This window comes from Pseudomonas sp. EA_65y_Pfl2_P74, from assembly GCF_963970575.1.
Taxonomy (GTDB): Bacteria; Pseudomonadota; Gammaproteobacteria; order Pseudomonadales; family Pseudomonadaceae; genus Aquipseudomonas; species Aquipseudomonas baetica_A.
On sequence record NZ_CAXAOQ010000004.1, the window covers coordinates 219,626 to 229,564 of the forward strand.

General features: G+C 59.4%; 10 protein-coding genes. 3 read left to right on the plus strand and 7 right to left on the minus strand.

The features are described 5' to 3' along the window. Positions 1–82: 82 nt before the first annotated feature. The 3 genes from AACY18_RS04790 to AACY18_RS04800 form a co-directional block, all read right to left on the minus strand. Positions 83–1,696 (minus strand): NAD(P)/FAD-dependent oxidoreductase, encoded by a 1,614-nt coding sequence (locus AACY18_RS04790; protein ID WP_339430643.1) that lies wholly within the window; start codon positions 1,694–1,696, stop codon positions 83–85. Positions 1,697–1,793: 97 nt separating this feature from the next. Next, the gene (locus AACY18_RS04795) at positions 1,794–2,447 is read right to left on the minus strand and encodes a COG3650 family protein (protein WP_339430644.1); all 654 of its coding nucleotides are present in this window, start codon (positions 2,445–2,447) and stop codon (positions 1,794–1,796) included. A gap of 59 nt (positions 2,448–2,506) precedes the next feature. Next, positions 2,507–3,106, minus strand: coding sequence for a short chain dehydrogenase (locus AACY18_RS04800; protein WP_339430645.1), 600 nt, complete (start codon positions 3,104–3,106; stop codon positions 2,507–2,509). Positions 3,107–3,210: 104 nt separating this feature from the next. On the opposite strand from AACY18_RS04800, the gene AACY18_RS04805 reads away from it, so the two are divergent. Beyond that, complete coding sequence (locus AACY18_RS04805) at positions 3,211–4,125, plus strand: LysR family transcriptional regulator (RefSeq protein WP_339464422.1); 915 nt, start codon at positions 3,211–3,213, stop codon at positions 4,123–4,125. On the opposite strand, the gene AACY18_RS04810 is transcribed toward AACY18_RS04805, so the two are convergent. Genes AACY18_RS04810 through AACY18_RS04825 form a run of 4 tightly spaced genes read right to left on the minus strand, consistent with a single transcriptional unit; the run spans position 4,116 to position 6,559 of the window. Beyond that, a complete protein-coding gene (locus AACY18_RS04810) occupies positions 4,116–4,589 on the minus strand; it encodes a DoxX family protein (protein ID WP_339430647.1) in 474 nt (157 codons plus the stop codon). The genes AACY18_RS04805 and AACY18_RS04810 overlap by 10 nt on opposite strands. Next, on the minus strand, positions 4,586–5,347 hold the full coding sequence (locus AACY18_RS04815; protein ID WP_339430648.1) for an HvfC/BufC N-terminal domain-containing protein: 762 nt from the start codon (positions 5,345–5,347) through the stop codon (positions 4,586–4,588). Before AACY18_RS04815 ends, AACY18_RS04810 begins: the two co-directional genes overlap by 4 nt. Further along, positions 5,344–6,231: an MNIO family bufferin maturase gene (gene bufB / locus AACY18_RS04820; protein ID WP_339464423.1), complete on the minus strand. Its 888-nt coding sequence runs from the start codon at positions 6,229–6,231 to the stop codon at positions 5,344–5,346. The genes AACY18_RS04815 and bufB overlap by 4 nt, the downstream gene beginning before the upstream one ends. A gap of 25 nt (positions 6,232–6,256) precedes the next feature. Then, positions 6,257–6,559, minus strand: a complete 303-nt coding sequence (locus AACY18_RS04825; RefSeq protein ID WP_339464425.1) for a BufA1 family periplasmic bufferin-type metallophore — start codon at positions 6,557–6,559, stop codon at positions 6,257–6,259. Between the two features lie 211 nt (positions 6,560–6,770). Between AACY18_RS04825 and AACY18_RS04830 the strand changes: the two genes are divergently transcribed. Beyond that, positions 6,771–8,474, plus strand: coding sequence for a DUF2599 domain-containing protein (locus AACY18_RS04830; RefSeq protein ID WP_445261946.1), 1,704 nt, complete (start codon positions 6,771–6,773; stop codon positions 8,472–8,474). Between the two features lie 34 nt (positions 8,475–8,508). Beyond that, positions 8,509–9,747: a DUF2599 domain-containing protein gene (locus AACY18_RS04835; RefSeq protein ID WP_339430652.1), complete on the plus strand. Its 1,239-nt coding sequence runs from the start codon at positions 8,509–8,511 to the stop codon at positions 9,745–9,747. The last annotated feature ends 192 nt before the right edge of the window (positions 9,748–9,939 follow it).

Below are 9,939 nucleotides of genomic sequence, written 5' to 3' on the forward strand. Positions count from 1 at the left end.
GCGAAAGCGTCGGGTCAGTCACCATTGTCGTCGACTGACGCACCGCCTTCGCGAGCAAGCCCGCTCCCACAGGTTTAAGTGATCAAGCTTGCAGGCCGAGAATGTCGCGAGCCACAGCTTCGGCGATGCGAATGCCATCCACACCCGCCGACAGAATCCCGCCCGCGTAACCCGCGCCTTCACCGGCCGGGAACAGGCCTTTGACGTTCATGCTCTGCAACGACTCGTTGCGGGTAATGCGCAACGGCGACGATGTACGGGTTTCAATCCCGGTCAGCACCGCATCGTGCAGCGAATAACCGCGAATCTGTTTCTCGAACGCCGGCAACGCTTCACGAATGGCTTCAATGGCGAAGTCCGGCAAAGCCAGCGCCAGATCGCCGAGCGCTACGCCCGGTTTATAGGACGGTTCAACTTCACCCAGTTCGGTCGAAGGCGTGCCATTGATGAAGTCACCCACCAATTGCGCCGGGGCCTTGTAGTCGCTGCCGCCGAGAATGAACGCGTGAGATTCCAGGCGTTCCTGCAACTCGATCCCGGCCAGCGGTCCGCCCGGATAATCGACTTCCGGGGTGATGCCGACGACGATGCCGGAGTTGGCGTTGCGCTCGTTACGCGAGTATTGGCTCATGCCGTTGGTGACCACCCGGTTCGGCTCGGAAGTTGCCGCTACCACCGTGCCGCCCGGGCACATGCAGAAGCTGTAGACCGAACGACCGTTCTTGGCGTGGTGCACCAGTTTGTAATCGGCGGCGCCGAGTTTTGGATGGCCGGCGTATTTGCCCAGTCGCGCACGGTCGATCAGCGATTGCGGGTGTTCGATACGGAAACCCACCGAGAACGGCTTGGCTTCCATGAATACGCCGCGCCCGTGGAGCATGCGGAAGGTGTCACGGGCGCTGTGGCCCAGAGCCAGAACCACGTGCCTGGAATGCAAGGTTTCGCCGCTGCCCAACTCGACGCCGACCACTTGGCCGTCTTCGATCAGGACATCGGTGACGCGCTCCTGGAAGCGCACTTCACCACCCAGGGCGCGGATCTCTTCACGCATGGTCTCGACCATACCGGTCAGGCGGAACGTACCGATGTGCGGTTTGCTGACGTAGAGGATTTCTTCCGGTGCGCCGGCCTTGACGAACTCGTGCAGCACTTTGCGGCCAAGGAACTTCGGGTCCTTGATCTGGCTGTACAGTTTGCCGTCGGAGAACGTGCCCGCGCCGCCTTCGCCGAACTGCACGTTGGATTCGGGGTTGAGCACGCTTTTACGCCACAGGCCCCAGGTGTCCTTGGTGCGCTGGCGCACTTCGGTGCCGCGCTCGAGGATGATCGGCTTGAAGCCCATTTGCGCCAGCAGCAAGCCGGCGAATATGCCGCACGGGCCGAAGCCGACCACGATCGGGCGTTGACTCAGATCGCTCGGCGCCTGGCCGACGAACTTGTAGCTGACATCCGGCGCCACGTTGACGTTACGGTCATCGGCGAACTTGCCCAGCACCTTGGCCTCGTCGCGTACGTTGAGGTCGATGGTGTAGATGAAGCACAGTTCGGAGGACTTTTTGCGCGCATCGTAGCTGCGCTTGAACAAGGTGAAATCGAGCAAGTCATCGCTGGCGATGCCCAGGCGTTGCACGATGGCGACGCGCAGGTCTTCTTCGGGATGATCGATTGGCAGCTTGAGTTCAGTGATTCGTAACATGGCGAGGATCCGGGTTCGCGGGGCGCACAACTGCGCCAGGGCGTTTGAAGGCCGCGATTATAAGCCGCAAAGGCCGGATCCGGTGAGGCAAAAACGCTCAGTCGTTGCGCGATCCGCCGAAATACCCGCAGCCTCGCTGCACTTTGCCATCGATACGCAACTCGGCACTCATGTGTTGCACGCTGCCGGTATGGCTGTCGACACAGCGTTGTGGCGCAACCCACAATTCGATGCGTTGATTGTTGGCTTCGCTGCTGAGATTGAAGCGGCCGTCGCCCAATTGCTCCTCAACATAAGGCACGGCGAGCGGTGGTTGACCTTCGCGTTCGATGACCATGCCTCGACCGCTGACCTTGGCGTTCCATTCCGGGCCGTGGCCGGCGGCGCGCAGGATCAGCAATTTGAAATTGGGATCATCACAAGCCGTGCCGGAACGCTCGACGCGATAGAGTTGAGTCAGGTCGAGGCGCTCGCCGACAGTTTTCCCGCGTACGTCGGCGAACAGTTTGCCTTGCTCGTCGGCGAGGGTCGCTGCCTCTTGCAGGATGCTGGTGCCGCCAATGTCGTTGACCACGAACCGGCGCTGATCCTGGCACGGCTGGAACACCAGTTTGCCGTCGGCAGCAGTCAGTTGCCCCTGCATCCGCGTCTGGCCGACATGGAAGGCACTTTGTCGCGGGCCATCAAGCAACTGGCAGGCGGCGAACAACGGCAGCAGGGCAACAAGGACTAACGAACGGGCAACACGCATCTTCGGCTCTCCAGACAAGTGCGGCCACGTTACGCAGGCTGACCGTTGATCACAAGGGTTTAGCCCACGCGAAACGTCTGACCGGTTTGCAGGCCTTCGACACTTTTTGCGTAGGCCAACGCCACATCCGCCGCAGGAACCGGTTTGTAGCCTCGGAAATACGGGGCGTAGCTGCCCATGGCTTCGAGCAACACGGTCGGGCTGATCGAGTTCACGCGCAGACCGCGTGGCAATTCGATAGCCGCCGCACGCACGAAGCTGTCCAGTGCGCCGTTGACCAGTGCGGCCGAGGCGCCACTGCGGATCGGATCGTGGCTGAGCACGCCGGTGGTGAAGGTAAACGAAGCGCCGTCATTGGCAAATTCACGGCCGATCAGTAACAGGTTGACCTGGCCCATCAGTTTGTCCTTGAGGCCAAGCGCGAAGCTGTCTTCGGTCATCTCATCCAACGGGGCAAAGGTCACATTGCCCGCAGCACAGACCAGCGCATCGAACTTTCCGGTCTGTTCGAACAGGTTGCGGATCGACGCGCTGTCGCTGATATCCACTTGCAAATCACCGCTGTTGCGACCGATACGAATGACTTCGTGGCGCTGCGAGAGTTCGTTGTCTACGGCTGAGCCGATGGTGCCGCCCGCGCCTATCAACAGAATTTTCATCGAACTGTACCTCAAGTAATTGAATGAGGTTTCAGTCTAGAGTGGTTTTTTCTGCGGATAAGCGTGCTAATGGGCAACCTTTGGTTTTCAAATGGAAACAATCCATGAGCGAAATGGATGATCTGGCCGCGTTTGCCGTGTTGATCGAGGCCGGTAGTTTCACTCTCGCAGCGCAGCAACTGGGCTGCAGCAAGGGGCAGTTGTCCAAGCGCATCAGTCAGTTGGAAGCGCAGTTTTGCGTGGTGCTGCTGCAACGCACGACTCGGCGTTTGAGCCTGACGGCGGCGGGTGCGGCGTTGTTGCCGCAAGCCCAAGCGTTAGTCATCCAGGTCGAAAGAGCGCGTCAGGCATTGGCGCGCTTGAAGGATGACATGGCCGGCCCGGTGCGCATGACCGTTCCGGTGTCGCTGGGAGAAACCTTCTTTGAGGGGCTTGTGTTGGAGTTCTCGCACAAATATCCCGAAGTGCAGATTGAGCTTGAGCTAAACAACAGCTATCGCGATTTGTCCCGGGACGGTTTCGATCTGGCAATCCGTAGCGACGTGACCAATGACGAACGACTGGTGGCCAAACCGTTACTGGCCTGGCAGGAAATGACCTGTGCCAGCCCCGCCTACCTCGAACGTTTCGGCGAGCCGACGACGCCGTTGGCACTCGCTGAACATCGGTGTTTGCTCAACAGCCACTACAGCGGTCGCGAGGAGTGGCTCTATCATCAGCATCACGAGTTGCTGCGGGTACGGGTGTCGGGGCCGTTCGCCAGCAATCATTACAACTTGCTCAAGAAAGCCGCGCTCACGGGGGCGGGGATCGCCCGGTTGCCTTCGTACCTGCTGCAAACGGAATTGGCTGACGGGCGATTGCGCTGGCTTCTGCGCGACTATCAGACCCGCCGTATGCCGATGTACCTGGTGCATCCGTATCAGGGGGGGCTGCCAAAGCGCACACAAGTGCTCGCCGATTATCTGATCGACTGGTTCAAACGCAGCGGCGAGGCGCTGGATCGGCTTCAGCGATAGCGCTTGGCAATCAGGTGATCAATCGAGATTTTCCCCGGCCCGGTCGCCATCAGATACAGCAACACCGCCGCCCAGGTACCGTGAGTCGGGTAGGCATCCGGGTACACAAAGAGCTGAATGGTCAGGGTCATGCCCAGCAGCGCCAGCGCCGAAAACCGTGTGGCGAAGCCGATCAGAATCAGGATTGGAAAGAAGTGCTCGGCGAACGCGGCCATGTGCGCGGCGATTTCCGGCGACAGCAGCGGTACGTGGTATTCGCTCTTGAACAAGGGGATCGTCGAGTCGGCCAACCGTGGCCAGCCAAGTTCAAAGGTGCCATCGATCAAGTCGATGGCCAGCCCCTCGACCTTGGTCTGCCCTGATTTCCAGAACACCGCGGCAATCGAAAAGCGAGCAATGAAGGCAATCAGGCTGTGCGGGATTTTTTCCAGCAGCGTGATGGCGGCAGTGATGAGGTTGTTCATGGGCACTCCTTGTTGTTGTGCAAATGGCTGATGGCGTTGTGGGCGATCAGCAGCGCCAGAGTTTGGCTGAGGTCGAACGCAGGGCTGTTTTCCACGGCTGCCAGTAGGGGATGGCCGTCGATCAGATTGCCGATAAACGCCCTGGCGCCGTGTTCAAGGACAAAGACTTCAACGTCGAGACCGTTGCGCAGCACCAAGGCGTGTTGTCCCTGGCTGATGTGGATGCCTTCGAGCGTCCCGTCGTGTTGATGCGCAGCCCAGATCGCGACCACGGCATAGGCTGAATCGAGCAGGTGCACTGACGGATGCAGTTGGAAACACAGCTCGCCCAGACCTTGCGGGTTGGCGAGGGCTGCGCTGATCTGCTCATGTTGCACCGGGGCTGCGTCGGCGGCGTGATAGGCGAGGGTGCGCAAGCGTTCAAGCCGTGCGACGTCGGCCAGATACGGCACGCTGGAGGCCGGTTCAAACGTGGCGATGAAGTCCGCCAGACCTGCGCCGTAGCGGCTCATCAGCGGACTGTCAGGCGGCTGGCGCTGTATGAAAATGGCCGCCATGGCACGGAAAAACGCCTCACCGACCAATTGCGCAACCACCGGGTAGCTGTCAGCCAGTGCGTTGATCAATGAACTTTGCACATTGTTGCGATACACCGAAAAACGACTCGCCGGATCGGCGCCGTTGGCGCTGCACAGGCCCTCGGGGCAAGGTGACTGTGGGTCAAGTAGCGCAGCGCTGAACGCCGCTTGAGTGCTCATGGCTGACTCCCGACGTGCGTCAAAAGGTCATCGGCCTGCTGCGCCTCGGCCAGCAAAACGTTGAACGCCGGCACCTGATTGTCACGTTCGATCAACGTTGCCACTGGGCCGATACGCTCCAGCACTTGCCGGTACAAACCCCAGACGGCTTGATCGATCGGTGCGCCGTGATCATCGATCAGCAAACGCTCGCCGAGGCTGTCGCTATCTTCGGCGAAACCGGCCAGATGAATCTCGCCAACCGCCTGCAGCGGCAGGGCATCGAGATAGGTCAGCGGATCACGCTGATGGTTCACACACGACACATGGATGTTGTTGACGTCCAGCAACAGACCGCAGCCGCTACGGCGGATGACTTCAGCGATGAAGTCGGGTTCGTCGATGCTTGAGCGCTGAAACGCCAGATAGGTCGCCGGATTCTCCAGCAACATGGGGCGTTTGAGGGTGTTCTGTACCTGATCGATATGGTCGCAGACGCGGTTCAGCGTCGGCATGTCATACGCCAGCGGCAACAGGTCATTGAGGAACACCGGGCCGTGGCTCGACCAGGCCAGATGTTCGGAAAAGGATTGGGGTTGATAACGCTCGATCAGCACGGCCAGTCGTTGCAGATGTTGGTCGTCCAGTGCGCCCTCGGCGCCAATGGACAACCCGACACCATGCAGTGACAGCGGATACTGCTGGCGAATCAAACCGAGAAAATGATGAAACGGGCCGCCGGCCACCATGTAGTTTTCGGCGTGGACTTCGAAGAAACCGATGTCTGGCAAGGAACCGAGCACTTCACGAAAGTGCCCGGTCTTGAGCCCCAGCCCGGCACGGGCAGGGAGCCCGGTGTGGGCTGCCTGAGTGCAGGGGAGGGCAGGCTCGGGGGATGTGAACATGATTGTCACTCAGGCAGACCGGTTATCAGGACTTGGCTTTGAAGGCTTCCATCTGACCGAATCCGGTCGGCGAGGTTTTGCTTTCGGTGGTGGTGCAGGTGCCTTTCGGAACGAGTTTCCAGGCATTGGCCTGGTAGTCCATTTTGGATGTGCCGGCGCAAGTGGTGCCTGCACCTGCGGCACAATCGTTTTGACCTTTCATGGCTACGCCGAAGCATTTTTCCATGTCATCGGCAGCGTGGGCGGTGGAAACGGCGGCGATGTTCAGGGCAGAACCGAGGGCCAGAACCAGGGCAGTGGCGGACAGGGTGCGAGTGGTAGCAGTCATGATGTTTCTCCAGTCTTGTTCAGGTTTTTACAAGCGTTTTTGCGCTTGCTTAACCCTCTAGAGAAAGCTCATGGCAATGCGTTACAGCCCACCGCAAATCTTTTTAGGCGTTGTCGCAGCGGTAGCCCCTGCAGGGGGCGCGTATCGAGATGTGTTCTATAGTGATTTTAGAGGCCCATCGAGGCGGGCCTATTTACCAGGACGGTATCTCATGACAAAGGATCGCTCGCCTTCAGTTGTTCTATGGCGCAGGACTGCATCCTTGGCTTTGGCCTGCACGTTGCCCTTGATGTTCTCGACGGTCGCAGCCCAAACCGTCTCCGATCCGCTGGACACGCTCAGGCGCATCAACCACAACTACAACACCCTCAAGGATGCCTGCCAGGAACCCGATACCGGCGCCGCACGCGGTCTCTATTATTGCAGTGGCGTGACCTTGCGCATGGTCAATGACGGGCCGTTCAACCCTTGGGATTACAGCCCTTACGCGATCAAGATCGGCGCGACGTCCTACTCGTGGATCCGCAAGGACCTGAGCACGCGAATCCTCATTCACCCCGCCGGGTTGGTCCTGCGCACGCCAACCGATGCTGCGGCTTTGAACTTGCCGGTCAAGGAGCAGGGTTTCACCTGCATCTACGCCTTCGATGGCGGTACCGGGCCTGAGCGCAAATGGTACGGCTGCGGTTTCTTCGACAGCCGCGAACCACCGCGTGCCGCGCAAGGCGTGATGAACAACCGCAATGCCGCGTTGGCCTACGGTACCTGTGCAGAAGCGGGCGTCACCACTGCCGAGCAATGGACACAGAAATACACCGGGCTGATGAAAGGGCCGATCCAGTACGGCCAATGTTCCTGGAACGCGGAGAAAACCAGCGACTGGCACGCGATGATCCGGGTGCACGAATCCCGGCCCAGTACCACCAACAAGGATCCTTTTTCCTTCAGTGGCCAGGTCAACGAGTTCATGTTGAAAAATGCCACGGCGACCCGCGACGGCAGCGAAAACATGAAGTACATCGATGCCTTCATCTACAACGTCAACAGCACGCAAAACTTCGCCACTCGCGGTGATCAGGCGCCGCCGAAACCCGAGAATGGCCTGAACAGTGCGCGCAATTTTCAAAAGAAACTTCAGACCCAAGGCTACAGCGTGCCGATCCTGCGACTGGACTTCACTAAGCCGGCAGCGGAGCGCTTCAGCTACGTGGCGGCGGATCAGGCGATCGACGAAATGGTGGTGGCGGGTGTTCCTGCGCCCAAGTACATCGCCGCAGCGACGTGGATCGAGCGTTACGACCCCGGCAGCAAGAAAAACGAATGGTCGCTCAAGGTCACGCCCACCGCTCAAGGCCAGGCGATTCAGTCCAGTGATCAAGAGGCTTTGTACAAGGAGCTGTTCGCGCTGCGTGGCGCCGACAGCCAGTGGCGCGATTACGAAAAATCGGCGGGCAGCATGCGTGGTCAACTCAGTTGCCTGATCCAGAACTATCCGGCCAAAACCCAATGGAACCTTGAACCGTTCCGTCCCAATGTGAGCCCGCAGGACTCAGCGAAAGCCGGCTGCAATCCGCTGGCGCCCACCGCGGCGCAATACATCGCTTCTGCCGACTGGATCAAACGCTACGACCCTGGCACCCGTCAGGATGAGTGGAGCCTGAGCATCGTGCCGACGGCGGTGGGGCGCGCACTGCCCAGCGAGCAGGTCGGCGCTTTGTACGACCAGTTGTTCGCCCTCAGGGGCTCGGACAGTCGCTGGCGCGATAACGAAACGTCCGTCGGCAGCATGCGTCAGCAATTGAACTGCGTGCTGGTCAATTACCGCAACAAGACGCCGTGGAATCTCGAGCCGTTCCGGCCGGCGTTATCGGACAGCGAAACCCGGGCAGCGGGTTGTAATCCTGTCCCGCGTTGAAGGTGTGTGTTGGCTAATCAAGGAGATGCAAGCCATGCAAAAACGTTTGAACACAATCGCGCCATTGCTCTTGTTACCGCTGCTGGTGCAGGCGACATGGGCCAATGCCGAGTCATGCGACGAGACCCTGAAAAAGGTCGAAACGTTGTACAACAAAACCGTCGACAGCTGCGGTCAGGATCCCGCCTCGGACTGTTCGGGATTGTTGGTGCGCGGCACGCACCGTGCCGATCCGGCCAAGGGGCAGAAGTGGGATGTGTGGAATCCCAGCCCGAAAGCGCTGGAACTGGGCACATTCGCCGCCTCTTATATGCGTGCCGACGGCATCAGTTATGAAGACCCCGGCATGAGCACGCAGAACGGCTACCTGATTACGCCGAGGGATCTGGTACGCGACCCTGAAACGCCGGTGCATGTCTATTGCGCGTTTCCCAACGACGCCTGGACTGATTTTCGCAACGACCGTGGCTGTGGCGACAACAAAAACACCGCCCCGACCGAGGCGGTCTGCCAGGCCATGAAGCCGCCGATTGCGACGCCGAATGCCTGGGTGGCGCACTTTACCCAGTACAACAACAACCGTCAGCAGGACCAGTTGCAGTGCGGTTTCAATATGCGCAATCCCATGAGCAGCAAGGAGCGGGTCGACGCCTTTCGCAACTTCATGGGCGCACGCAAAGTCATCAACAGCCGTGAGTTTCAGACGCAGACGGAGTTGCGCCTGGGCAACCCGAAAACTGACGAATTGCCGATTCTGGCGTTTTTCTACAGTGACCAGCGCGGCTTGAACGATGCCATGGCCAACCAGCGCGACTACAAGGCCAAGACCGGCAAGGATCGCAACATCATCAAGATCGATTTCCCGAGAACCCCGGTCGGCAAGGCCAGCTTCTCGTGCATCCAGGCCGCCACGCCAGCGGCGCCGAAGTTCTGCGAAAAATACATCGAGTCGAGCACTTGGGTGCAACGTCCCGACCCGAAACTGGGACCGAACACCTGGTCACTGCAAGTCGTGCCGACCGCGTGCGGTCGAGCGATCAAGGATGATCAGACTGACCGGATGTTTGCCGAGTTGTACAACAAACACAAAGACGATCAGCAATGGCGGCAGTACAGCGTCAACGGCGGGTCGTTGCGGCGGCAGATGGTTTGCCACCTCGCGGCAACCTATGAGGGCAAGCCTGTGCGCAACAAACCCGAGTGGAACCTTGAGCCGGCGCGTCCTTACGTCGATCAGGCCACTGCCGTGGCCCAACACTGCAACCCTTATTAACGGCTTTTGATTTTGTGAGGGCGGTGGGTTGAAGGTTTGTAGCGCGCACAAAAAAACGGCCCGAACAGACTGTGTGAAAACCTAGCAATCTGCGCAGCGCTCAATGAAAATGCTCCGTATCGAAAGATACGGAGCATTTTTCGTTATGGCTTACATCCAAGGAGAGTCTCGCAGCCAGACCAGCCTGTTTCC